This is a genomic window from Ruegeria sp. YTSA105 (genome assembly GCF_059610225.1).
Genome location: NZ_JBXWNE010000015.1, coordinates 78,703 through 100,395 on the forward strand (window position 1 = coordinate 78,703; position 21,693 = coordinate 100,395).

Below are 21,693 nucleotides of genomic sequence, written 5' to 3' on the forward strand. Positions count from 1 at the left end.
TCAGTAGGGTTGCTCTCCGTTTAGCAAAGCGGTGCGCACCTCCATGCGGGTACGCCAGTTGTATCGCGTATCTTCGCGCGTTGGCGCCCATGTCAGCGCGCCACTGTTGCGCCATGGGTCAAGGATGATGCCTTCGAACATCGTGTCGCCCTTTGCGCTGATCACTGCGGAATGGTGGATGATCCTCAGCGGCGTTGGCGGTGATGTAGCCCAGTGCATTTCCAGGGTGCGGAAGTTTTCTGCCCTTAAACGGCTGGTCATCGCTTCGGCCCAGTCGTTGCACAGGCCGCGCTCACGAAATCCGTTAATGACCTTGGCGTTGTGGATGATGGCCGGGTCGGTAACCTGCCATTCTCGGGCCAGACGCTGCGAATAGGTATAGGCAATGGTGGCCGCCTTCTGTGCCTCGGCTGGATCAACCGCGGGACCCATGGAACGGATGGCCAACGCCAGTTCGTCTATGTCGTTCTGCGTTGCTGTCGGCTGAGAGGTGGTGGCACAGCCAGCAAGGGCCAAGGCCGCAAGCGTGGCCAGAAGGGCAAGAATGGATCGGGTCATGTGGTTCGCCGCTGGTTCGTGATCGCACGCTGATCTACCGGGAATATCGGCGCTGCGATAGGGGGAAGTTTCTGCCGTGGCTGGTCATGGCTGAACGTAGACAGCAGGGAAGGTAAGGGCAGGATTTCGAGGATCTGAGGGCTGCAGTAGTTTGGGCAAAAAAAGACCCGGCGCGCGCCGGGTCAAGTCGGGGAAACAGGGTTGCCGTTACAGGTTAGCTCAGCAAACGCCGCGCGATCACCTGTGCCTGAATTTCGGCAGCCCCTTCAAAAATATTGAGAATACGTGCGTCACACAGCACGCGACTGATCTTGTATTCCAGTGCAAAGCCGTTGCCGCCGTGGATCTGCAGGCCGTTATCGGCAGCAGCCCAGGCCACGCGGGCGCCCAGCAGCTTGGCCATCCCGGCCTCAAGATCGCAGCGATGACCGTTGTCTTTTTCCCAAGCCGAGAAATAGGTCAGCTGTCGTGCGATCATGATCTCGACCGCCATCATCGCCAGCTTGCCGGACACGCGGGGGAAGTTGATCAGCGACTTGCCGAACTGTTTGCGGTCCTGCGCATATTGCATGGCGATGTCCAGCGCGCTTTGGGCCACACCGATGGCGCGGGCTGCGGTCTGAATGCGGGCGGATTCGAAGGTTTCCATGAGCTGCTTAAAGCCTTTGCCTTCTTCGCCGCCCAGTAGGTTCTCACCCTTGACCTTGAACCCATCGAAGCCCAACTCGTATTCTTTCATCCCGCGATAACCCAGAACTTCGATCTCGCCACCGGTCATGCCTGGGGTGGGGAAGGGGTTGTCGTCCGTGCCGGGCGTCTTTTCCGCCAGGAACATCGACAGGCCGCGATGATCGGAAGTGTCAGAGTTGGTGCGCGCCAGCAAAGTCATCACATGGGTCCGGGCCGCATGGGTGATCCAGGTCTTGTTGCCGGTGATCTCGTAATCACCTTCGGCATTCTTGACTGCTCGGGCGCGCAAGCTGCCCAGATCAGAGCCTGTGTTGGGTTCAGTGAAAACTGCTGTCGGCAGTATCTCGGCGCTGGCGATCTTGGGCAGCCACTGCGCTTTTTGCTCATCCGTTCCACCGGCAATGATCAGCTCGGCCGCGATCTCGGACCGGGTGCCCAGCGATCCGACGCCGATATAGCCGCGCGACAATTCTTCGGACACCACGCACATCGAGGCCTTGGAAAGGCCAAACCCTCCGAACTCTTCGGGGATGGTCAGGCCAAATACACCCATCTCGGCAAGTTCCTCGATGATCCCCATCGGGATCAGCTCATCCTTGAGGTGCCAATCATGGGCGTTTGGTTCGACCTTTTCCTGGGCATAGCGGCGGAACTGGTCGCGGATCATTTCCAGTTCTTCGTCCAGGCCCGACATTCCGAACATCGTGGCACCGGCCTGTTCTTCCATCAGTTCAACCAAGCGACCGCGTGCGGCCTGTGAATTGGCCTGTGCCATCAGTGTCTGAACTTCGGTGCATTGGAAACCGGACAGCGCGTCCCAGCCCAGACCCATGTCCTGAAGACGCAAAATCTCGCCCTGGTTCATTGGGATGCCGCCCGCGACCTGATGCAGGTATTCACCAAAGGCGATTTGGTGCAGCAGCTGTTCGATCTCGCCGAATTTGCCTTCTGCCTCCAAAGCATCGGCCCAGCGCTGCATCTGCTGCAGCGACTGGTTGTATGTCGCCAGCCATGCCAACCCATGGGCGGCGGTCTGATTGGCCTCGATCAGAGCACCGGACACGCGACCATCTTCTGTCACCATCACGCGGACCGACTCGCGGGCGCGTTCGAATACGGTGTCCACGGCGGGCAGAGCCGCACGTGTCAGCGTTAGAAGCTCGGGCAAAATCGCGGATGTAATCATCTGGGTCATATCCTGTCCGTCATGGGCCATGAATCAGCTCTCTCCTAAAGTCGTCTGGTCATATCATGCTGCACATGCAGCGCAACAAAAATACGAATTATGCGACTAAAAAGTTCTAAAGTTGCTTGATCATTTTTGCAGTGCAGCACCTGTCAGGAGTGATATCAGGGGGACATGACGTTGTTTTCTATGCTCTCTGCCCAAGAACTGCTGCTGGCCTGTGGGGTTGCCTTCATTGCCGGTTGGGTCAAAGGCATGGTCGGGTTCGCCATGCCAATGGTTCTGATCTCGGGGCTGAGCATGTTCCTTTCGCCGGATATGGCGATCGCGGGGCTTATCCTGCCAACCCTGGTGACAAATGGGGTGCAGGCATTGCGCGGGGGTGTTCCGGCCGCCGTGTCCTCGATCCGTCAGTTCCGTGTATTTCTGGTTGTCGGGTTGGTGTTTCTGCTGATTGGTGCTCAGTTGGTCAGCGCAGTGCCAGCATCAACTTTTTTGTTGATGATTGGCATCCCGGTGACAGTCTTTGCATTGATCCAGGTATTGGGGCTGCGTCTGAAATTGGCCAGCCCATCTGCCCGAATAGAGGGCATGATCGCTGCGGTTGCAGGCTTTGTCGGGGGGATGTCTGGAATTTGGGGACCACCAACCGTGGCTTATCTGACCGCCTTAAACACCCCGAAAGCGGTGCAGATGCGTGTGCAGGGGGTCATCTATGGTTTGGGGGCGCTGGCGTTGCTGTTCGCGCATATGGGCTCCGGGATTTTCCGCGCCGAAACCGCTCCGTTCTCGGCTGCTCTGGTGCTGCCGGGGCTGGCGGGCATGTGGGTGGGGTTGCAACTGCAGGCGCGCATAGATCAGGCGCTGTTTCGCAAGATCACCCTGTTCGTGCTGCTTATCGCAGGGCTGAACCTGTTGCGACGCGGGCTGATGGGCTAGGCACGCCGATCTATCGCGCGCAGCGTGAAATAGAGCCCCAGCATCAGAAAGAACAGGCCCGAGATATCGCCGATCAGGAAGGCGATATATTCCAGCCCACCGCTGCCAAAAGCCAGGTTGGTCAGTACGGACACCAATACTGACGTGACGATCCCGACCCCCATCACGCAGGACCAGCATGGTTTGCGGTCCGGGTGGGGAAACAGATCGAAGCCGACCCATTTGCATAGGTAAAATACAGCAGGAACGGTTGTGACGGCGATTGCTATGGCGGCCAGACGGTTGGGCAGGAAGACGTCGCTTCCGCCGAGAAAGGCAAAGACAAGAAAGACACCGGGCAAGAGCGCTAAAATCGCCCGCCACCCCAACAACCAAGCAGAGAGCACACGCACACCATGCGGGAGAAACAGCAGGCTGGCCTTGCTGGGATATTCGGGGAAGAATACGTTCTGCAGTGGCATCAGAACCTCGAACGTAAGGAACGAGGCAATTACGTAGGCCAGTGAGGCAAAGAACGTTTCAGAGGCCCATCTGCGCACGGCGGTCAGCCAGCAATGCGCAGATCAAACGCTTTATTACTTAGGCGCATGCACAACATACCGTCCACGGTTCGCGCTACCGCTTTGTGACAAATACCCCTTCTGCACCAGCGACTTCAGAGCACGAAAAAAGGTCGGGCGCGAGACGCTTTGCACAAGCGTGTGTTCAATCAACCCAAATGTCCGAACTTCCTGGTCAGCTTTGGACAGTTCTTCGGCGGCGTAATAGATATCGCGCTCTACCGGTGAGAGTTGTTCCAGCCCCAGCGTGCGCTCCATGCTTTGCATCAGTTTGCGCAGTTCGGTCAGTTTCAAGATTTCAGTCATTTCGTTACCTGTCGTTTCCCATGTCACGCGCTGCGACAAAGCAGCGGTATGAGACGAACTGAAATCTGAATGTTCAGAAAGTCTCATATTGACACTCATCCCCATTGGCATACACTTGCTATCTGATTAGGTTTCTCAATTCGCGAATGTGAGTGCGCGGCTGAGTTACCCAAGGTATTTTTAAACAACGCCCGGCGCGATTGCGTCGGGCGAATTTGTCTTAATGACATCATTGGATAGCTTAAACCGGCAAATCGGGCAACGAATTTGTAGGGACACCTTACGTTAGACGTATAAGGACGATTGCCAACAGATGTGCTGTCCGAAAAAAGGGGAGAGGTTTGCCCCCCTTTTGCAACATTAACCGATTGCTACGGCTTTGATGTCTTCATCGATAAAAGGCAGATACTGCTCAAAGTTTTCAGCAAACATCTGAACCAGCTTCTCAGCCTGTTTATCGAAAGCGGCCTGGTCGTCCCAGGTGCGTCGCGGATCCAGCAGAACTTCGGCGACACCGGGGACGGAAACCGGCACATCAAAGCCAAAATTCGCATCCTTGCGGAATTCCGCATCCCGAAGCGATCCATCCAGAGCGGCAGTCAGCAAACCGCGGGTCGCACGGATCGGCATCCGGCTGCCAACGCCATAGGCGCCGCCAGTCCAGCCGGTATTCACCAGCCAGCAGGTCGCGCCGTGCTGGGCGATCTTGTCGCGCAGCAGGTTGCCATAGACTTCTGGGCGACGCGGCATGAACGGCGCGCCAAAGCATGTCGAGAATGTGGGTTGGGGCTCGGTCACGCCGCGCTCTGTGCCAGCAACCTTCGAGGTGAAGCCCGACAGGAAGTGGTACATCGCCTGAGCGGGGGTCAGCCGCGCAATCGGGGGCAGAACACCAAACGCGTCACAAGTCAGCATGATGATGTTCTTCGGATGCCCGCCCAACGCGCTTTTCGAGGCATTGGAGATATACTCGAGCGGATAGGCGCAACGCATGTTTGCGGTCAGCGAGTCATCTTCGAAATCCAGCTCCTTGGTCTCGGGATCGAAAACCATATTCTCGATCACGGTGCCGAATTTGCTGGTGGTTGCATAGATCTCGGGTTCGGCCTCGGCGTTCAGGTTGATCGTCTTGGCATAGCACCCGCCCTCGAAGTTGAAAGTGCCACGGTCTGACCATCCATGTTCGTCATCGCCAATCAAGGTGCGGGCCGGATCAGCGGACAGGGTGGTCTTGCCAGTTCCCGAGAGGCCAAAGAAGACCGCGGTATCTACGGGGTTACCGACCGCGTGGTTCGCCGAGCAATGCATCGGCATCACGCCTTTTTCAGGCAGCATGTAATTCAGTAGGGTGAAGACGGATTTCTTGTTTTCACCGGCATATTCTGTGCCGCCGATCAGAATCAATTTGCGGTCGAAGTTCAGTGCGATCACTGTCTCGCTACGGCAGTTGTGCTTGGCCGGATCAGCCTGGAAGCTGGGACAGTTGATGATTGTGAAATCCGCGATGAACTCATCCAGGTCTTCACGATCCGGGCGGCGCAGCAAGTGACGGATGAACAGATTATGCCATGCCAGTTCGGTGACCATGCGCACGTTGATCGAATAAGCGGGGTCGGCGCCGCCGACCAGGTCCTGCACAAAATAGTCACGACCCTTCATGTGCTCGATCATATCGGCATAAAGCGTTTCGAAACCCTCAGGGCTCATCTCGGCGTTGTTTTCCCACCAGATCGAATCGGCGACACTGTCGGTGCGGACAACATGTTTGTCCTTGGGAGAACGGCCAGTGAACTTGCCGGTACTGACAAGAAAAGCTCCGCCATTGCCAAGTGTACCTTCACCCCGCTTGAGGGCTTCTTCAATCAGTGCCGGTTCCATGAAGTTGTAATAGACATTGCCCAGACCCTCGATGCCCTGATCTTCGAGGCGGAATTGCGGGTTCACCCGTCCAGATGTCATGTGTGTCTTCTCCTGTGGCGGCGCGGCGGCAGATTGGCCAAGGTGCGCTCTTGGGGCAGTGTACCGGGAAAACCGGCGATTGGGCGGGTCTTATCATGGTCGTTTAGGGCGTGAACAGGACGGTTTGGCGCAGTTAGCGCAACCAAGTTCAGGTTTAGCGCCACCATGTTTTTTCTGCCGGAAATACAGACACTTTTCGAAGACCATTAACGGCTTTTTTGCCGCATGTGTGTGACAACAATCGCACGATTCGTAGATGGTGATTGATTCGCGGCCATAAAAACGACAAAAATGCCCTACAAATAAGCGAATTGTTTCGTATGAGAGCAGGAATAGGGGTTAACCCGATGTCAAAGATTGCACTGGTGGATGACGACAGGAACATTCTGACGTCCGTATCCATGACGCTCGAAGCCGAGGGTTTCGAGGTAGAAACGTATAACGACGGGCAGGCTGCTCTGGATGCGTTTAACAAGAAGCTGCCCGATATGGCAGTGCTGGATATCAAGATGCCGCGTATGGATGGCATGGATTTGCTGCAGCGACTGCGGCAGAAGACCCAGATGCCGGTGATCTTTCTGACTTCGAAAGATGACGAGATCGACGAAGTTCTGGGTTTGCGTATGGGTGCTGATGATTATGTCAAAAAGCCCTTTTCGCAACGGTTGCTAGTAGAACGGATACGGGCCTTGCTGCGCCGTCAGGAAGCGACCTCGGGTGATCCCGTGGCTGCCAACACAGGCGACGCCAAGGTGATGGAACGAGGCGAATTGCGGATGGACCCCTTGCGCCACGCGGTGAGCTGGAAGGGATCGGATGTCTCTTTGACAGTGACCGAGTTCCTGCTGCTGCAGGCCTTGGCGCAGCGTCCGGGATTTGTCAAAAGCCGCGATCAGCTGATGGATGTTGCCTATGACGATCAGGTCTATGTAGATGACCGCACGATCGACAGCCACATCAAGCGTCTGCGCAAAAAGATGCGCGCTGCTGATCCGGAGTTTTCGGCCATCGAAACGTTGTATGGTATTGGGTATCGGTACAACGAAGAATAAGCGTGGCCTAAGTTAAGGGGTTACTGGGTCTCGTGCGCGATACTGAGCAAGAAAACGAGTTACGCGACGGTGACGTCGTTCTTGGGGATGACTGGGTCATCCCCCAGAGCGACGATTCCGCCGAACTCAGGGCCACACGCGGCCGCCGCAATCTGTTTTCCCTACGGGGCTCGCCTCTGGCGCGCAAGATCATCACATTCAACATGATTGCATTGGTGATTCTGGTCACCGGATTGCTATATCTGGATAATTCGCGAGAAGAACAGGTGCAGCAGACCGCCCGGAACTTGGTTGGTGATGCGCAGTTGGTCAGCAACGTATTTGAAACCCAGCTGCGACAGAATGTGACTGGCATTACCCGCGACGCGGCCATCCTGGATGTCAAAGATACGTTGGCTGGTCTCAGCCTGCCGGTCGGCGGTGAAGTCTTTGTTTACGATGCTCGTGGGACGCTGATTGGTTGGACGCGCGGCGCGCCTGCGGTCTCAGAGATGCCGGTCATGCTGCGCTCAGAAGCTGATGCGCAGACTGGAAGCACACTGATCAGTGATGCCTTGAACGCGGTCTGGACCGGGCTGTCCAAAGTGTTCAAACAAGATGAAACCAGCGAAGCGCCAACCTTGGCCCAACGCGTTCAGGCCATCATTCCACAGGCGCTGACCGGACATATTCAGGTTCAGGCGGTTCAGGATGACGCAGGCGAAACGGTTATCGTTGCTGCGGCCCCGATCCAACTGGATGGAAAGCCCGTTGGCGCGGTTGCCATGGCCGGTCCCGCCGGAGAAATCGACGCATTGGCCCGCCGTGATCAAGAGCGGATCCTGCGCATGTTCGTCGTGGCGCTTTTGGTGTCAGTCGGATTGAGCCTTGTCCTAGCATCGACCATCGCCAACCCATTGGCCGACCTGGCATCCGCCGCCGAGATGGGCAAAGACCGCGGTGCGGGGGTCAACCCGGGCCGCATCCGCATCCCCGATCTGAGCGCGCGACCGGACGAAATTGGACGACTCAGCCGAGCTTTGCGCGGCATGGTTACAGCGCTGTACAACCGGATTGATGCAAACGAACAATTCGCGGCAGATGTGGCGCATGAGATCAAAAACCCCCTAGCCAGCCTTCAATCTGCTGTGGGCACGTTGCGCATGGTTAAAAGAGACGACCAGCGCGATAAGCTGATGGGTGTGATCGAACATGATGTCCGTCGGCTGGATCGTCTGGTCAGCGACATTTCGAACGCCTCGCGCCTGGATGCCGAACTGGTCAAGGAGGAAGAGCAGCCATTTGATTTGTTGAACCTGATCGGAAACCTCGGTCAGTATCTGGGCGAGGATGCGCGCGCCAAGGGAATCGATTACATCACTGATCTGCCGCCCGAACCAATCACCGTGACCGGGCTTGAGGCGCGATTGGCGCAGGTGTTCGTAAACCTGATCACCAATGCGATTTCCTTCTGCGAAGAAAGCGATGCCATACGTGTGTGGGTACGCCGGCGCGAGGATCGGGTTCTGGTCGTTGTAGAAGACACCGGCCCAGGCATCCCCGAGCAAGCCCTGACCAAAGTGTTCAAACGGTTCTATTCCCAACGTCCCGTTGAACATTTCGGCAATAACTCGGGGTTGGGTCTGGCGATCTCGAAACAGATTGTCGAGGCGCATGGCGGGGTGATTTGGGCCGAGAATATCCGCCCGACCGAAGCGGACATAACATCAGACCCTCAGGGCGCGCGATTCGTCGTGGGCCTGCCGGTTTGACGCGGTGAGCACGTCCGCACTCTCCTCTGTTGAACACAAAGATACTGCCATCGTTCACGCCTCTTGCGTCGCGGTAGCAGACCGTGCTGTTTTGATCGTGGGGCCTTCGGGCACCGGGAAGTCAGCGCTGTCTTTGCAGATGATGGCGTTGGGGGCCGATCTGGTCGCGGACGATCGGGTTCGGTTGTATATGGATGGCAATCTCGCCTTGGCAGAGGCGGCTCCAAATATCGGTGGACTGATCGAGGCAAGAGGTCTTGGCCTGTTGCGGGCAGTCTCGGTTGGGCCGGTGCCGGTTGGCTTTGTGGTGGACATGGCGCAAGAAGAACCCGAGCGCCTGCCAGAACCCCGTTCAATTCTTATCCTGAGGCAAACTGTTCCCTTGCTTCGGGGCGCTGGCGTCTCCAATTTACCAGCAGCGCTATTGCTACTGATGAAAAACGGGTGCGCAGACCCGGAATGGCCCAATCAATGACGACCCAAAGACGCATCGTACTTGTCACCGGCCCATCCGGCGCAGGCCGGTCCACCGCAATCCGTGTGTTAGAGGATCTGGGGTTCGAGGCCATCGACAACCTTCCCATGGGTCTTTTGCTGCGTCTATTAGACGGGCCAAAAACCGACCGTCCCATGGCGCTTGGTATTGATGCGCGCAACCGCGATTTTTCCACGATTGGCGTCATCGAATTGCTGGCTAAGCTTCGGTGGATGGAACAGGTTGACCTGACCACGCTTTATCTCGATTGCAGCGATGAAGTCCTGCTGCGCCGGTATTCGGAAACCCGCAGACGTCACCCGGTGTCTGCGGATGCCAGCCCTGAAACCGGCGTGCGCCAGGAAAAAGAGTCGCTGGCCCCAATTCGTGAACTTGCAGATACGTTGATCGACACCACGCCACTGAATGTTCACCAACTGCGCGAAGAGGTAGAGCGTTGGTTTGCACCTCAGGGTGGGCGGCATCTGGCGGTAACCATCGAATCATTTTCCTATAAGCGTGGTTTGCCTCGCGGATTGGATATGGTCTTTGACTGCCGTTTTCTCACCAACCCGTACTGGCGTCCCGAGCTTCGGGCCGAAGATGGTCGCAATTCGGATGTGGCGAGCTATATTCAAACCGACGCGAACTATGCGCCTTTCTTCGAAAGGGTAGTTGACCTGCTGACTTTGTTGTTGCCCGCCTACCGGGCCGAGGGCAAAGCCTACCTGTCCGTGGCCTTTGGCTGTACCGGAGGGCAACACAGATCGGTTGCAATGGCCGAAGCGGTTGCAAGGGCCCTTGCAGAGGGGGGGCAGCAAGTGGCAATTAGGCATCGCGAAATGGAAAGACGATCGTTGAATGTGAGGCCGGATTGATCGGGATCGTACTCGTAGCACATGGTGGGCTGGCCAAAGAATATTTGGCCGCGATGCAGCATGTGGTCGGCAATCAGCCCGGCCTGGCCGCGATCTCGATCGAGGCCGATCATGATCGCGAAGCGAAGCAATCGGAAATCTGTGCGGCCGCCGACAGTGTTGATGTTGGTGACGGTGTTGTCGTCGTGACCGATCTGTTTGGCGGAAGCCCGTCGAATCTCAGCCTGCGTGCCTGCGCGCCGCAGGATCGCCGTATCCTTTACGGCGCAAATCTTCCCATGTTGATAAAACTGGCCAAATCCCGCCACCTGCCGATTGGCGAAGCCGTGCGGCAGGCAATGGAAGCTGGACGTAAGTATATCAATGCGCAAAATGTGACGTTTGACGAGAACCGGACAGATAAAGAATGACCACCCGAAGCTTGAAAATTATCAATGAAAAGGGCCTGCATGCCCGCGCCTCTGCCAAGCTGGTTGAGTTGGTAGAAGGGTTCGACGCTCAGGCCGAGGTGTCGAAAGACGGGCTTTCCGCATCCGGCGACAGCATTATGGGTCTTTTGATGTTGGCAGCGTCTCGTGGAACGACTATTGACGTCGAGACGTCCGGACCGGATGCTGAGGCGTTGGCTGATGCGTTGGAGACTCTGGTGAACGACAAGTTCGGAGAAGGTTTCTGACCGCACCCGCCGTGATACGAAGAACGGGATAACCAGGAATTGGCGGAAACAACGCACGAGACCAAGACAGGCCCGGTGGTGGATGGGACCAAGGACCAGGGCGAGATCTATGATCGTAAGACCCTGACCTACGCAAACTCGTTCGACGACCCTTGGACTGCAACAGCGATCCGCACCATTGAATGGTGTACGGGTAAGTTGACCATTTTGGGTATGGTTAACAAGTTCGAGAAGCAGAATGAACAATTCCGCGGCCAACGGTTCTGGGCAGGTGCGCTTAATATAATGGGCATCGACCTGACCACACCAGAGGAACAGATCGCGCGTATTCCAAAAACGGGGCCCGTGGTCGTCGTAGCCAACCATCCCCATGGCATGGTCGACGGCATGATTTTGGCAGAGCTGATCGGCAGGGTCCGCAGCGACTATCGGATCTTGACCCGTTCGGTTCTGACAGGTTTGGACGAGGCGGCGACGTCGTTCATGATTCCGGTGCCCTTCCCGCACGATCCCGAGGCACAGGCCAAGATGCTTGAGATGCGCGGCAATGCGATGGAGCATCTGAAAAACGGGGGCGTTGTGGCCTTGTTCCCTTCAGGCGTTGTGATGTCTTCGGATGACTGGTTCGGGCCGGTGATCGAGCGTGAGTGGAACGTGTTCACGGCCAAAATGATCCGTCGATCCGGCGCGCAGGTCCTGCCGATCTTTTTCCCTGGCAGGAATTCGCGTGCCTACCAGATCGCCAACAAACTTTCTGCGATTCTGCGCCAGGGTTTGTTGCTGCACGAGATCGTTCGATCCTGCAACAAACCGCAATCCCCGGTGATCGGAGAACCGATCTCGGATGAGGATATGCAGCTGCTGGAGCGAGATCCGCGCGGCTTTATGGCTTGGCTCAGAAAGCACACGCTGGGTCTTGGGCAGGCAACCAAGCTCTGACCTGCAATTTCACCTGATCAGGACAATCTCGTGGCTGCGCCCGGATGAATTCCGGGCGGTGGCCTTTACCGGGTCGGCACTGGCGCCTCGCCCCGATAGTCATAAAAACCACGCTGCGTTTTACGTCCCAGCCAGCCCGCTTCGACATATTTCGTCAACAGCGGACAAGGGCGATATTTGGTATCGGCCAATCCATCATGCAGCACGTTCATAATGGCCAAACAGGTGTCCAGACCGATAAAGTCAGCCAGTTCTAGTGGTCCCATCGGGTGGTTTGCGCCCAATTTCATCGATTGGTCAATCGACTGAACATTCCCCACGCCTTCATACAGGGTGTATACGGCCTCGTTGATCATCGGCATCAGGATGCGGTTGACAATGAAAGCCGGGAAATCTTCGGCGCTGGCGGCGGTTTTGCCCAGGCGGTCTACAACGGCCTTACAGGCAGCAAATGTTGGTTGATCCGTAGCAATGCCCCGGATCAGTTCAACCAGTTGCATCACCGGAACTGGGTTCATGAAGTGAAAACCCATAAAGCGTTCGGGCCGGTCTGTTCGGCTCGCCAAACGTGTGATCGAAATAGATGACGTATTTGACGTCAGGATTGTATGCGGTTGCAGATGTGGCAGCAAACTTTCGAAAATGGCTTGTTTGACGGTCTCACGCTCGGTTGCGGCCTCGATCACCAGGTCAGTCTGGCCCAGCTGTGGCAGCTCCATTGTGGTCGTGATGCGTTTCAGCGCGGATTGCATCTCCTCATCCGAAATTTTTCCGCGCGATGCCTGGCGCGCCATATTTCCTTCAATCGTCGCCATGGCGCTGTTCAGCGCGTCCTGGCTAACGTCGTTCAGCAGAACGTCATATTCCGCCAAAGCCAGTACGTGGGCGATACCATTGCCCATTTGGCCTGCGCCAATCACTCCGACTGATTTTACATCCATTTTTTGATGCCTCTGTGCCACGGGGTAGGATGACACTATCGGCAGATCGGGGCGGGCGGCAAGGGGATCAGACCGTTCGACTTTGCTTCAAATGCGCACATTAGGAGATTCTCAAGACTTGCGGCTGCAAGATGGCATCCGGGTGAAAATTGGGTGAGTGATATGAGCTATCATCAAGCTGGCTCGGGGCGACTCGAGCATGACGTGTGCCAATACGGTGAGTCACGATTGTGGTTTCGTGGGCCAATGCGTTCGCTGGAGAAGTCATTTGTGGCCTGCGCAGGTGGGACCGAAACATTCGGGCGATTCGTCGAGCAGCCATTCGCGGCAGTTCTCGAAGAGAGGTTGGACAGACGGTGCCTGAATTTCGGAAGCCTTTTTTGCGGCGTAGATGCGCTGTGCTATGACACGGAGTTGAGGGGTTTACTGAACCAAGCAGAGCTCTGCGTGGTGCAGCTTAGCGACATATTGGGGCAGTCCAATCGATTCTACCGGGTTCATCCCCGACGCAACGACCGTTTTCTGGCTCCGACAGAGGATCTGAAATCTCTCTATCCCGAGATCGACTTTGCCGATGTCCATTTCGTACATCACCTGATGATTTTGTTGCAGGGCCGCAATGATGCGCGGTTCGAGGTAATCGCAGAAGAGCTGCGACGGAATTGGATCGACCGCATTGGGGGGCTTGTTGAGGCGCTTGAAGCGCCTGTTGTCTTGTTGAATTTGCAGGTCCTGCGTGAGGCAGAAAGTGATCAGCCCAAGCACGGTGCTGATATTCGGATCACGCCACAGATGATCGAGGCCCTGCGCCCTCTCAGCGCCGAGATCGTTGAGGTGACGGTCAGCGTGTCGGGGCAGTCCGATGAGCTTGAAGATATGCTGTTTGGAACACTGCAACAGCCCATGGCGGAATATATGATAGGTCCTGCGGCACACAGGTCGATTGCTGACGCCTTGGTCGGTCCGATCAGAAACCTGCAATGAAAAGGGCCCGCCGATGGCGGGCCCAATGCAAGATTCTTCGTGGAAAAGTCTAGCCCGTTGATCAGCCGAGTTTCTCGGTCAGTTCCGGAACGGCCTGGAACAGGTCGGCGACCAGACCGTAATCGGCAACCTGGAAGATCGGCGCTTCTTCGTCTTTGTTGATCGCCACGATGATTTTCGAGTCTTTCATACCTGCCAGATGCTGAATCGCACCCGAGATGCCGACAGCGACATACAGATCCGGGGCAACAACCTTGCCGGTCTGACCCACCTGCCAATCGTTCGGAGCATAGCCCGAGTCGACTGCGGCGCGCGATGCGCCTACTGCGGCCCCCAGCTTGTCAGCGAGACCTTCGATCAGCTTGAAGTCCTCTTCAGAACCGACACCACGGCCACCCGACACAACAACGCCAGCCGAAGTCAGCTCGGGGCGGTCGCTTGTGGCTACCTTGTCTTCGACCCAGGACGATAGACCGGGGTTCTCGCCGACCGAGATGGTCTCAACTGCTGCCGAGCCATCTTCGCCCGCAGCATCAAAACTTGCGGTTCGGAAAGTGACGACTTTTTTGGCGTCCACAGATTTGACGGTTTGGATCGCGTTGCCCGCATAGATTGGGCGTTCGAAGGTCGAGCCGTCGACGACACCGGACGCGTCCGAGATGACCATGACGTCCAGCAGCGCGGCAACGCGCGGCATAACGTTCTTGGCATCGGTGGTGGCGGGGGCAACGATGTGCTCATAACCATCAGCCAGACCTACGATCAGCGCAGCGGTGGATTCTGCCAGGCGATGGCCCAGCGATTCGTCCTCGGCGACCAGAACCTTTGAGACGCCGGTGATCTTGGCGGCAGCTTCACCGGCAGCAGCAGCGGAACCGCCTGCGGCCAGAACGGTTACATCACCCAGTGCCTTTGCTGCGTTTACAGCTTTGGCGGTTGCGTCCAGCGCCAGTTCACCATTGTTGACTTCGGCGAGAAGAAGAACAGCCATTACACAGCCCCCGCTTCTTTGAGTTTCGCGACAAGCTCGTCTACCGAGCCGACGATGATGCCAGCGGCACGTGCCTGTGGTTCTTCGGTTTTGACGACTTCCAGGCGCGGCGAGACGTCGACGCCGTAATCGGCGGCGGTTTTCTCGTCCAGTGGCTTTTTCTTCGCCTTCATGATATTGGGCAGCGACGCGTAACGGGGCTCGTTCAGGCGCAGGTCCACGGTCACGATTGTCGGCATTTTGACGCTGATGGTTTGCATGCCACCATCGACTTCGCGAGTGATCTTTGCGCTGTCGCCGTCGATGTCGATGTCGGACGCAAAGGTGCCTTGTGACCAGCCCAAAAGAGCTGACAACATCTGACCAGTTGCATTCATGTCGTTGTCGATAGACTGCTTGCCGCACAGAACGATACCGGGCTGCTCTTCCTCGACCACTTTGGCCAGGATCTTGGCAACGGCCAGGGGTTCGATGTCCTGATGGACATCATCTGCAGCAATGACCAGGATGGCACGGTCCGCGCCCATGGCCAGCGCAGTGCGCAGTGTTTCCTGGGCTTGTTTTACGCCGATAGAAACGACGACGACTTCGTCTGCCTTGCCGGCTTCTTTCAGACGGATTGCCTCTTCGACAGAAATTTCGTCGAACGGGTTCATCGACATTTTGACATTGGCGAGATCGACACCGCTGCCATCCGCTTTGACGCGAACTTTAACGTTATAGTCAATCACGCGTTTGACAGGCACGAGTACCTTCATTTTGCGCTAGCTCCTCACAAAAAACGGCAAGCCGCGTCGCGACTCCACCAATGTTCATGAGGGCTTGAATAGCGATTCAATTCAGGCGGCAACAGGGCAAAATCGTCACGTCATCTGCAACGGACGTCGCGTTTTGCTATTTTTGACGTGACCAAGCACCACACACCCACCCAAAAAGCCAGGAAGCTATCGGTTTGCACCCGCCCGTCGGGCCGGGGCTTCGCCCTTCCGGTCGCCGCCGCGTCCACTGGACGCAACGCCGCTTTCAGCGGTTCGCGCCCGGAACCCACAGAACATCTTCGGTTCCGTTTTCATTGGCACAACGGGCTGCGACGAAGAACCAGTCGCTCAGACGGTTCAGGTACTTGACTGCGGTTTCGTTGACCGGCTCCATGTTGGTCAGCTCAACCGCAAGCCGTTCGGCCCGGCGAGATACGGTTCGACATACATGCAGATGCGCCGCAAGACGCGAGCCACCGGGCAGGATGAAACTGCGCAGCGGTTCCAAGGCTTCGTTCATCGAGTCGATTTCAACCTCGAGCCGGTCAATCTGCGAGGGCACGATGCGCAGAGGCGGATAGTCTGCTTCGGCATCCTTTTCCATATCGGGACGACAGAAATCTGCGCCCAGATCAAATAAGTCATTCTGAATGCGGGCGAGTGCAGCTTCGACATCCCCATCTGCCTCGGTCCGGGCGACGCCGACAAAGGCGTTCAACTCGTCCACGGTGCCATAAGCGGTCACGCGGCCCGAGTATTTGGCAACGCGTTCGCCATTGCCGAGAGCGGTTTTGCCATCATCACCGGTGCGGGTGTAAATCTTGTTCAATACGACCATTTACTGACCTCCCTGACCGCGCAGCCAGACGTAAAGCACGATCAGAATCACGGCGATGAACTGAAACAGGATACGCAGGCGCATATACTTGTTGCTTTTCAGTGCCGCGTCCCTGCCGCTTTTGCCAAAATTCGAGATGCCAAGCGCCAATACGACGACAACCGCCGCCATGGCCAAAAGCAAAATGACCATCATTAGGTCCATGAGTACACCGTCCGCGTTTCTGTTTGCCTAGGGCTATCATCTAGCCCCGTGCGTGCCAAAAGCGAACGGGTTATTTCGCCTCAGACCCCTGCAAGGATGCGGTCAATCGCACGTGTCGATAGAATGCGGCGCAAACAACCGGCGATAAATGTAGGTGTTGTCACATAGTATCGGGGGCGCGGGCGCTTGGATTCTACGGCGTGGGCCAGCTTGGTCGTAACCGCTGATGCGGGCAGTTCAAACCGATCCGGCCCCGACGATTCGTACAGTCTTTTCAACAAAGAGGACTCATACCGCTCGCGCAGGGCCGAGTTTTGCCAGTTGATGAACCGCTCGAAGAATGGGATTGAGTTTTCGCGGATTTTAGATGTGATCGGGCCAGGTTCGATCAAAATGACCTTGATCCCCGTATCAGCCAGTTCCAGGCGCAGTGTATCCGTCAGCCCTTCGATTGCATATTTCGTGGCCACATAGGCGCCGCGCCACGGATAGGCCACCAGACCCAGCACCGAAGAGTTCTGAACGATTCGCCCGTGTCCTTGACTGCGCATAATCGGGATGACCTGCCTGGTCAGTTCGTGCCAGCCAAAGAAGTTCGCCTCGAAAATCTGACGCAGGCCTTCGGTCGGCAGGTCCTCGACCGCGCCGGGCAGGCCATGTGCGCCATTGTTGAACAGCGCGTCCAGGGTGCCTCCGGTGGCCTCCAACACTTCGTTCAAACCCGACGATATGCTGGCCGTATCGGTATAATCAATGCGCGGGCTTTCAAACCCCTGCGCCCGCAACCGGTCGCAATCGCGCTGTTGTTTGCACGAGGCAAACACGCGCCAACCCCGCGCGCGCATCCCATGCGCCGCATCCAGTCCGATGCCCGATGAGCAGCCAGTAATTAGAATGGTCTTCTGCATGATTTTCCCGATTCTGAACCAGCCCCAAGCTAGGGTGCACAGAGTATGGGAACAATCATTGCTCCACGTCAGTCTGGTGTTTTTCTGACCAAAGAGGTCGAAATCCACCCCACCTGTTGCTGCGGCAACACGCGCAGTCGCAACCATCCGGTGCCCGAGTCACTTAGCACCTCGACCTTCTGGCCGATGCGCGCTTTGCCAACAATCGGGTAGATCGTTCCAGGGCCGTCACGCATGTTCACGCGGGTCCCGGAGATTTCCCGGATATCTTTCCTGGGTTCAGGCTGGGCGGCGGGTTCAGGCTGCACGTCCTTGGTGATTTGCTTCAGGCCAGTTACACCGTCTTCCAGAGAAGCAAGCGTGATGCTGGCAGTCTGATCGTCAAACACCGAAAGCGCGTTGAAAGTGTCCAGACTGGCGGGTTCTGCGACAATCGCTGCGACTGCTGGCTGGGGATCAATCGGGCGCTCGCGCACGACCGGCGAGCGCATAGCGACATTTGTCACAAGCTCTTTTGCCGGAGACGGTGCTACGGTTTTTGGGGCCGCTTTCGAGGCGACTCGCACAGGCTGTTCCGACCGCACACCGCGCGGTTCGAAATTAGGCCCGCCACTCATGACGTAAAAGCACCAGCCAAGTGCAGCGAAACTCATTACAATCAGGCGCGTCATGGCGCATCCCCCGGTCGATCAATCAAAACAAAAAAAGGCAGCAGACTAATGTCAGACATCCTAGCATAATTCGCGACCCAAGTCGAAAAACGGGGGAAATCGGGGGGTTGCCTCCCCCTGTTGCAAAAAGCGCCACTTGTCCCCAGTAAAATATGTCTTGCTTGCTTTACCCGCGCGCCCTTGCGTCGTATCACATCATCTATGAATGATACGATCGACGACCCCAATATGGTGGCCCCCGAAAACGGGGGCGAAGTAGCCGAACCGCTGCGCCGCGCGATTGGTGAACGTTATCTGACCTATGCGCTGTCCACCATCATGCACCGGGCCTTGCCCGATGCACGGGATGGTCTGAAGCCAGTGCATCGTCGAATCCTCTATGCGATGCGCGAACTGCGACTCAGTGCAACGGGCGGGTTCCGTAAGTCGGCGAAAATCTCGGGCGATGTGATGGGTAACTATCACCCGCACGGCGATGCCGCGATTTATGACGCGATGGCGCGTTTGGCGCAGGATTTTAATGTGCGCTATCCGCTGGTCGACGGGCAGGGGAATTTCGGCAATATCGACGGCGATAACCCGGCGGCCTCTCGTTATACCGAGGCTCGGATGACCATCGTGGCCGAGGCTCTGCTTGAGGGTCTGAACGAGGATGCTGTCGATTTCCGTGACAACTATGACGGCACGCTGACCGAACCGGTGGTTCTGCCCGCGCAATTTCCGAATCTGCTGGCCAATGGCTCCAGCGGTATTGCGGTGGGCATGGCGACGAATATCCCGCCACATAACATCTGGGAACTGTGTGACGCCTGTTTGCATCTGATCAAGACGCCGGATGCGCGCGACGATACGCTTCTGAACTACGTGCCCGGACCGGATTTTCCAACCGGCGGCGTAATCGTTGAACCGCCTGCGAATATCGCGCAGGCCTATCGCACCGGGCGCGGGTCATTCCGCCTGCGCTGTAAGTTCGAGGTCGAGGATCTGGGCCGCGGTCAGTGGCAGATTGTCGTCACCGAGATTCCCTATCAGGTTCAGAAATCGAAGCTGATCGAAAAGATCGCCGAGCTGATTCAGACCAAGAAAATCCCGATCCTTGGCGACGTTCGTGACGAATCCGCAGATGACATTCGCCTGATCCTTGAGCCGCGTTCCAAGAACGTGGACCCCGAGGTACTGATGGGCATGCTTTACCGTAACTCAGACCTTGAGGTGCGGTTCAGCCTGAACATGAACGTGCTGATCGACGGGGTGACACCCAAAGTCTGCTCGATGAAGGAAGTGCTGCGCGCTTTCCTGGATCACCGGCAAGAGGTTCTGCTGCGCCGGTCGCGCCACCGGATGGCCAAGATCGACCATCGGCTGGAGGTGTTGGAGGGCTTTATCGTTGCCTTCCTGAATCTTGACCGCGTGATCGACATTATCCGCTATGACGATGACCCCAAGGCTGCGCTGATGCGCGAAGACTGGGGCATCGACCATGTCCGCGCCACCAATGAGGCCGACTATGTCTCGCCCAAACCGGGCGAGGGTGAGCTGTCCGAGGTCCAGGTCGACGCAATTCTCAACATGCGTCTGCGCAGCTTGCGCCGTCTGGAAGAGATGGAGCTGGTTCGCGAACGCGATGAGCTGATGTTGGAACGTGCCAATCTCGAAGATCTGCTAGCCGACGAAAGCCTGCAATGGGCCAGCATCGCCGAGCAACTGAAAGAGACCAAGAAAACCTTCGGCAAGGACTATGAGGGCGGAGCGCGGCGCACCCAGTTTGCCGAAGCCGGTCAGGTCGAAGAGGTCCCGCTTGAGGCGATGATCGACCGCGAACCGATCACGGTTGTCTGCTCTCAGATGGGCTGGATTCGCGCCATGACCGGCCATATCGACCTGAACCGCGAGTTGAAGTTCAAGGATGGCGATGGGCCACGGTTCATCTTCCATGCGGAAACCACCGATCGGCTGCTGGTCTTTGCCTCGAACGGTCGATTCTATACCATCAGTGCCGCGAATCTGCCCGGCGGTCGGGGTATGGGCGAGCCGCTGCGCCTGATGGTCGACCTGCCGAATGAGGCGCAGATAATCGACATCCTGATCCACAAACCGGGGCGCAAGCTGCTGGTGGCCTCGGATGCGGGTAACGGCTTCACCGTGCCCGAGGATGACGTGCTGGCACAGACCCGAAACGGCAAACAGGTGCTGAACGTCAAAGGCGACGAAACAGCGATTATCTGTAAGGCGATCGAAGGTGACCACGTTGCAGTGGTTTCTCAGAACGGCAAGTTTCTGGTCTTCCCGACCGAGGAACTGCCTGAAATGACCCGCGGCAAGGGCGTTCGCCTGCAGAAATACAATATGGCGCGCGGGCGGCAGGGGACGCTGGAATTGGACGGCGGGCTGTCAGATATCACCACCTTCAACTGGGAAGAGGGCCTGAAATGGTCCATGGGTGGCGACAAGACCCGGCACGAGGCAGATCTTTCGCAATGGCTGGCCAAGCGTGCCAGCGTCGGGAAAAAGCCGCCATACGGCTTCCCGCGTGATTTTAAATTCTCCTGATCAGGCCCGGTCACAGAGGATTTATGCCGATACGGCTTGGCACAAGCCGTATCGGTGCGTTAGATCAAAGAAAAACAGGCCTATCGAGACGAGACATGTTGCGCATTTTGACACTGATCACCGGATTGGCCCTGATGGGCGCCTGCACCCAAACGCAGGTTTACGAAGAGCCTGAGTCGCTGGGCGAATTCAAGTTGCGGGTAAACTATGCCTTTGCCGATAAGGCGGTGCAGGGGCCGGTAAGCCGGGATGCGACGCCCGACGAATGGACTGCGGCCATTCAAAACGCGGTGGACATCCGCCTTGGGCGCTATACGGGCGCTCAGGAATACGACATCGGCATCAGCCTCGAGGGCTATATGCTGGCCCCTCCCGGAATTCCGGTGATCTACAACCCCAAGAGCACTGCGATTGTTCTGGTCAACGTTTATGACGTGAACAAGAAAGAGTTTCTTGCCAAAGGTAAGCAATTCCAGGTGCTGGAAGACACAACCGGCGGCAGTGCCCTGAAAGGTTCGGGCCATGAACGGACAAAACAAGAGCAAATGAGCGGGCTGGCTCTGAAAGTTGCGGACCGAGTCGAAGAATGGTTGGCCGAGGAACATTTGGAAAACGGTTGGTTCGACCGGCGTCCCGAACTGATCCAGCCACTCGATTCAGGTGAAGCAACGCAAAATCCGGCTTAAAGAACGGCATTTCCCGCAGGATGTGCTTGATTTTCTCCTTTGAACCCAATATCTCGCGCGCGCAGATGTAACCACGGGACCAAGGGTCCCCCAAAGCACAAAAGGGCGCCTGAGGAATGGCAAAGGAAAAGTTTGAGCGTAATAAGCCGCACGTCAACATCGGCACGATTGGCCACGTTGACCACGGCAAGAC

General features: G+C 56.9%; 24 protein-coding genes. 11 read left to right on the forward strand and 13 right to left on the reverse strand.

What is annotated here, in order from left to right:
• Both AC2FH2_RS16700 and AC2FH2_RS16705 read right to left on the reverse strand, forming a co-directional pair.
• Window positions 1-558 carry a hypothetical protein gene (locus AC2FH2_RS16700; protein WP_281973496.1) on the reverse strand — a complete coding sequence of 186 codons (558 nt, stop codon included), beginning with the start codon at window positions 556-558 and terminating at the stop codon, window positions 1-3.
• A gap of 214 nt (window positions 559-772) precedes the next feature.
• Window positions 773-2,464 (reverse strand): acyl-CoA dehydrogenase family protein, encoded by a 1,692-nt coding sequence (locus AC2FH2_RS16705; RefSeq protein ID WP_496824457.1) that lies wholly within the window; start codon window positions 2,462-2,464, stop codon window positions 773-775.
• 144 nt (window positions 2,465-2,608) lie between these two features.
• On the opposite strand from AC2FH2_RS16705, the gene AC2FH2_RS16710 reads away from it, so the two are divergent.
• Window positions 2,609-3,373 carry a sulfite exporter TauE/SafE family protein gene (locus AC2FH2_RS16710; RefSeq protein WP_496694498.1) on the forward strand — a complete coding sequence of 255 codons (765 nt, stop codon included), beginning with the start codon at window positions 2,609-2,611 and terminating at the stop codon, window positions 3,371-3,373.
• Here AC2FH2_RS16710 and AC2FH2_RS16715 read toward each other — a convergent pair.
• From AC2FH2_RS16715 to AC2FH2_RS16725, 3 genes are all read right to left on the reverse strand, one after another.
• Window positions 3,370-3,912 (reverse strand): hypothetical protein, encoded by a 543-nt coding sequence (locus tag AC2FH2_RS16715; RefSeq protein ID WP_496824459.1) that lies wholly within the window; start codon window positions 3,910-3,912, stop codon window positions 3,370-3,372. The genes AC2FH2_RS16710 and AC2FH2_RS16715 overlap by 4 nt on opposite strands.
• Window positions 3,913-3,948: 36 nt before the next feature.
• Window positions 3,949-4,326 carry a hypothetical protein gene (locus AC2FH2_RS16720; RefSeq protein WP_246097302.1) on the reverse strand — a complete coding sequence of 126 codons (378 nt, stop codon included), beginning with the start codon at window positions 4,324-4,326 and terminating at the stop codon, window positions 3,949-3,951.
• A gap of 273 nt (window positions 4,327-4,599) precedes the next feature.
• Window positions 4,600-6,198, reverse strand: a complete 1,599-nt coding sequence (locus tag AC2FH2_RS16725; protein ID WP_142639267.1) for a phosphoenolpyruvate carboxykinase — start codon at window positions 6,196-6,198, stop codon at window positions 4,600-4,602.
• A gap of 347 nt (window positions 6,199-6,545) precedes the next feature.
• Between AC2FH2_RS16725 and AC2FH2_RS16730 the strand changes: the two genes are divergently transcribed.
• Genes AC2FH2_RS16730 through AC2FH2_RS16760 form a run of 7 tightly spaced genes read left to right on the forward strand, consistent with a single transcriptional unit; the run spans window position 6,546 to window position 11,969 of the window.
• Complete coding sequence (locus AC2FH2_RS16730) at window positions 6,546-7,250, forward strand: response regulator transcription factor (RefSeq protein ID WP_142639269.1); 705 nt, start codon at window positions 6,546-6,548, stop codon at window positions 7,248-7,250.
• A 32-nt stretch (window positions 7,251-7,282) separates the two neighbouring features.
• Window positions 7,283-9,001, forward strand: coding sequence for a sensor histidine kinase (locus tag AC2FH2_RS16735; RefSeq protein WP_496690310.1), 1,719 nt, complete (start codon window positions 7,283-7,285; stop codon window positions 8,999-9,001).
• A 4-nt stretch (window positions 9,002-9,005) separates the two neighbouring features.
• Window positions 9,006-9,476 carry an HPr kinase/phosphorylase gene (locus tag AC2FH2_RS16740; protein WP_496690309.1) on the forward strand — a complete coding sequence of 157 codons (471 nt, stop codon included), beginning with the start codon at window positions 9,006-9,008 and terminating at the stop codon, window positions 9,474-9,476.
• Window positions 9,461-10,354 (forward strand): RNase adapter RapZ, encoded by an 894-nt coding sequence (rapZ, locus tag AC2FH2_RS16745; RefSeq protein WP_246097304.1) that lies wholly within the window; start codon window positions 9,461-9,463, stop codon window positions 10,352-10,354. Before AC2FH2_RS16740 ends, rapZ begins: the two co-directional genes overlap by 16 nt.
• Window positions 10,351-10,764 carry a PTS sugar transporter subunit IIA gene (locus AC2FH2_RS16750; protein WP_142639275.1) on the forward strand — a complete coding sequence of 138 codons (414 nt, stop codon included), beginning with the start codon at window positions 10,351-10,353 and terminating at the stop codon, window positions 10,762-10,764. The genes rapZ and AC2FH2_RS16750 overlap by 4 nt, the downstream gene beginning before the upstream one ends.
• Complete coding sequence (locus AC2FH2_RS16755) at window positions 10,761-11,030, forward strand: HPr family phosphocarrier protein (RefSeq protein WP_142639277.1); 270 nt, start codon at window positions 10,761-10,763, stop codon at window positions 11,028-11,030. Before AC2FH2_RS16750 ends, AC2FH2_RS16755 begins: the two co-directional genes overlap by 4 nt.
• A 39-nt stretch (window positions 11,031-11,069) precedes the next feature.
• The gene (locus AC2FH2_RS16760) at window positions 11,070-11,969 is read left to right on the forward strand and encodes a lysophospholipid acyltransferase family protein (protein WP_271951305.1); all 900 of its coding nucleotides are present in this window, start codon (window positions 11,070-11,072) and stop codon (window positions 11,967-11,969) included.
• A 65-nt stretch (window positions 11,970-12,034) separates the two neighbouring features.
• Here the strand turns inward: AC2FH2_RS16760 and AC2FH2_RS16765 are convergent, their stop codons facing one another.
• Window positions 12,035-12,910 carry a 3-hydroxybutyryl-CoA dehydrogenase gene (locus tag AC2FH2_RS16765; RefSeq protein ID WP_142639281.1) on the reverse strand — a complete coding sequence of 292 codons (876 nt, stop codon included), beginning with the start codon at window positions 12,908-12,910 and terminating at the stop codon, window positions 12,035-12,037.
• A gap of 162 nt (window positions 12,911-13,072) precedes the next feature.
• Here AC2FH2_RS16765 and AC2FH2_RS16770 point away from each other — a divergent pair, with 162 nt between their 5' ends.
• Window positions 13,073-13,894: a DUF6473 family protein gene (locus AC2FH2_RS16770; RefSeq protein ID WP_496824461.1), complete on the forward strand. Its 822-nt coding sequence runs from the start codon at window positions 13,073-13,075 to the stop codon at window positions 13,892-13,894.
• 61 nt (window positions 13,895-13,955) lie between these two features.
• Here AC2FH2_RS16770 and AC2FH2_RS16775 read toward each other — a convergent pair whose 3' ends face one another.
• From AC2FH2_RS16775 to AC2FH2_RS16800, 6 genes are all read right to left on the reverse strand, one after another.
• The gene (locus AC2FH2_RS16775; protein WP_142639283.1) at window positions 13,956-14,885 is read right to left on the reverse strand and encodes an electron transfer flavoprotein subunit alpha/FixB family protein; all 930 of its coding nucleotides are present in this window, start codon (window positions 14,883-14,885) and stop codon (window positions 13,956-13,958) included.
• Window positions 14,885-15,643: an electron transfer flavoprotein subunit beta/FixA family protein gene (locus tag AC2FH2_RS16780; protein ID WP_271951297.1), complete on the reverse strand. Its 759-nt coding sequence runs from the start codon at window positions 15,641-15,643 to the stop codon at window positions 14,885-14,887. The genes AC2FH2_RS16775 and AC2FH2_RS16780 overlap by 1 nt, the downstream gene beginning before the upstream one ends.
• 265 nt (window positions 15,644-15,908) lie before the next feature.
• A complete protein-coding gene (locus AC2FH2_RS16785; protein WP_496703730.1) occupies window positions 15,909-16,481 on the reverse strand; it encodes a cob(I)yrinic acid a,c-diamide adenosyltransferase in 573 nt (190 codons plus the stop codon).
• On the reverse strand, window positions 16,482-16,685 hold the full coding sequence (locus AC2FH2_RS16790) for a twin transmembrane helix small protein (protein ID WP_142639289.1): 204 nt from the start codon (window positions 16,683-16,685) through the stop codon (window positions 16,482-16,484). It abuts the gene before it with no gap.
• An 80-nt stretch (window positions 16,686-16,765) separates the two neighbouring features.
• Entirely contained in the window at window positions 16,766-17,593 is an 828-nt protein-coding gene (locus AC2FH2_RS16795; protein WP_271951289.1) for an SDR family NAD(P)-dependent oxidoreductase, read from the reverse strand.
• Between the two features lie 68 nt (window positions 17,594-17,661).
• Window positions 17,662-18,264, reverse strand: a complete 603-nt coding sequence (locus tag AC2FH2_RS16800; protein ID WP_246097307.1) for an SH3 domain-containing protein — start codon at window positions 18,262-18,264, stop codon at window positions 17,662-17,664.
• Window positions 18,265-18,465: 201 nt separating this feature from the next.
• Between AC2FH2_RS16800 and AC2FH2_RS16805 the strand changes: the two genes are divergently transcribed.
• A complete protein-coding gene (locus AC2FH2_RS16805) occupies window positions 18,466-20,814 on the forward strand; it encodes a DNA topoisomerase IV subunit A (RefSeq protein WP_496824464.1) in 2,349 nt (782 codons plus the stop codon).
• A 95-nt stretch (window positions 20,815-20,909) separates the two neighbouring features.
• Entirely contained in the window at window positions 20,910-21,500 is a 591-nt protein-coding gene (locus AC2FH2_RS16810; protein ID WP_496678806.1) for a hypothetical protein, read from the forward strand.
• On the opposite strand, the gene AC2FH2_RS16815 is transcribed toward AC2FH2_RS16810, so the two are convergent.
• Window positions 21,497-21,693, reverse strand: a 197-nt coding sequence (locus tag AC2FH2_RS16815; RefSeq protein WP_271951280.1) for a hypothetical protein, incomplete at its 5' end; no start/stop codon positions are given. The genes AC2FH2_RS16810 and AC2FH2_RS16815 overlap by 4 nt on opposite strands.

Excerpts from the sequence above, each read along its gene's own strand:
- AC2FH2_RS16700 (WP_281973496.1), bottom strand. The coding sequence starts at position 558 with ATGACCCGATCCATTCTTGCCCTTCTGGCCACGCTTGCGGCCTTGGCC.
- AC2FH2_RS16705 (WP_496824457.1), bottom strand. The coding sequence starts at position 2,464 with ATGGCCCATGACGGACAGGATATGACCCAGATGATTACATCCGCGATT.
- AC2FH2_RS16710 (WP_496694498.1), top strand. The coding sequence starts at position 2,609 with ATGACGTTGTTTTCTATGCTCTCTGCCCAAGAACTGCTGCTGGCCTGT.
- AC2FH2_RS16720 (WP_246097302.1), bottom strand. The coding sequence starts at position 4,326 with ATGAGACTTTCTGAACATTCAGATTTCAGTTCGTCTCATACCGCTGCT.
- AC2FH2_RS16725 (WP_142639267.1), bottom strand. The coding sequence starts at position 6,198 with ATGACATCTGGACGGGTGAACCCGCAATTCCGCCTCGAAGATCAGGGC.
- AC2FH2_RS16730 (WP_142639269.1), top strand. The coding sequence starts at position 6,546 with ATGTCAAAGATTGCACTGGTGGATGACGACAGGAACATTCTGACGTCC.
- rapZ (WP_246097304.1), top strand. The coding sequence starts at position 9,461 with ATGGCCCAATCAATGACGACCCAAAGACGCATCGTACTTGTCACCGGC.
- AC2FH2_RS16755 (WP_142639277.1), top strand. The coding sequence starts at position 10,761 with ATGACCACCCGAAGCTTGAAAATTATCAATGAAAAGGGCCTGCATGCC.
- AC2FH2_RS16765 (WP_142639281.1), bottom strand. The coding sequence starts at position 12,910 with ATGGATGTAAAATCAGTCGGAGTGATTGGCGCAGGCCAAATGGGCAAT.
- AC2FH2_RS16770 (WP_496824461.1), top strand. The coding sequence starts at position 13,073 with ATGAGCTATCATCAAGCTGGCTCGGGGCGACTCGAGCATGACGTGTGC.
- AC2FH2_RS16775 (WP_142639283.1), bottom strand. The coding sequence starts at position 14,885 with ATGGCTGTTCTTCTTCTCGCCGAAGTCAACAATGGTGAACTGGCGCTG.
- AC2FH2_RS16780 (WP_271951297.1), bottom strand. The coding sequence starts at position 15,643 with ATGAAGGTACTCGTGCCTGTCAAACGCGTGATTGACTATAACGTTAAA.
- AC2FH2_RS16785 (WP_496703730.1), bottom strand. The coding sequence starts at position 16,481 with ATGGTCGTATTGAACAAGATTTACACCCGCACCGGTGATGATGGCAAA.
- AC2FH2_RS16790 (WP_142639289.1), bottom strand. The coding sequence starts at position 16,685 with ATGGACCTAATGATGGTCATTTTGCTTTTGGCCATGGCGGCGGTTGTC.
- AC2FH2_RS16795 (WP_271951289.1), bottom strand. The coding sequence starts at position 17,593 with ATGCAGAAGACCATTCTAATTACTGGCTGCTCATCGGGCATCGGACTG.
- AC2FH2_RS16800 (WP_246097307.1), bottom strand. The coding sequence starts at position 18,264 with ATGACGCGCCTGATTGTAATGAGTTTCGCTGCACTTGGCTGGTGCTTT.
- AC2FH2_RS16805 (WP_496824464.1), top strand. The coding sequence starts at position 18,466 with ATGAATGATACGATCGACGACCCCAATATGGTGGCCCCCGAAAACGGG.
- AC2FH2_RS16810 (WP_496678806.1), top strand. The coding sequence starts at position 20,910 with ATGTTGCGCATTTTGACACTGATCACCGGATTGGCCCTGATGGGCGCC.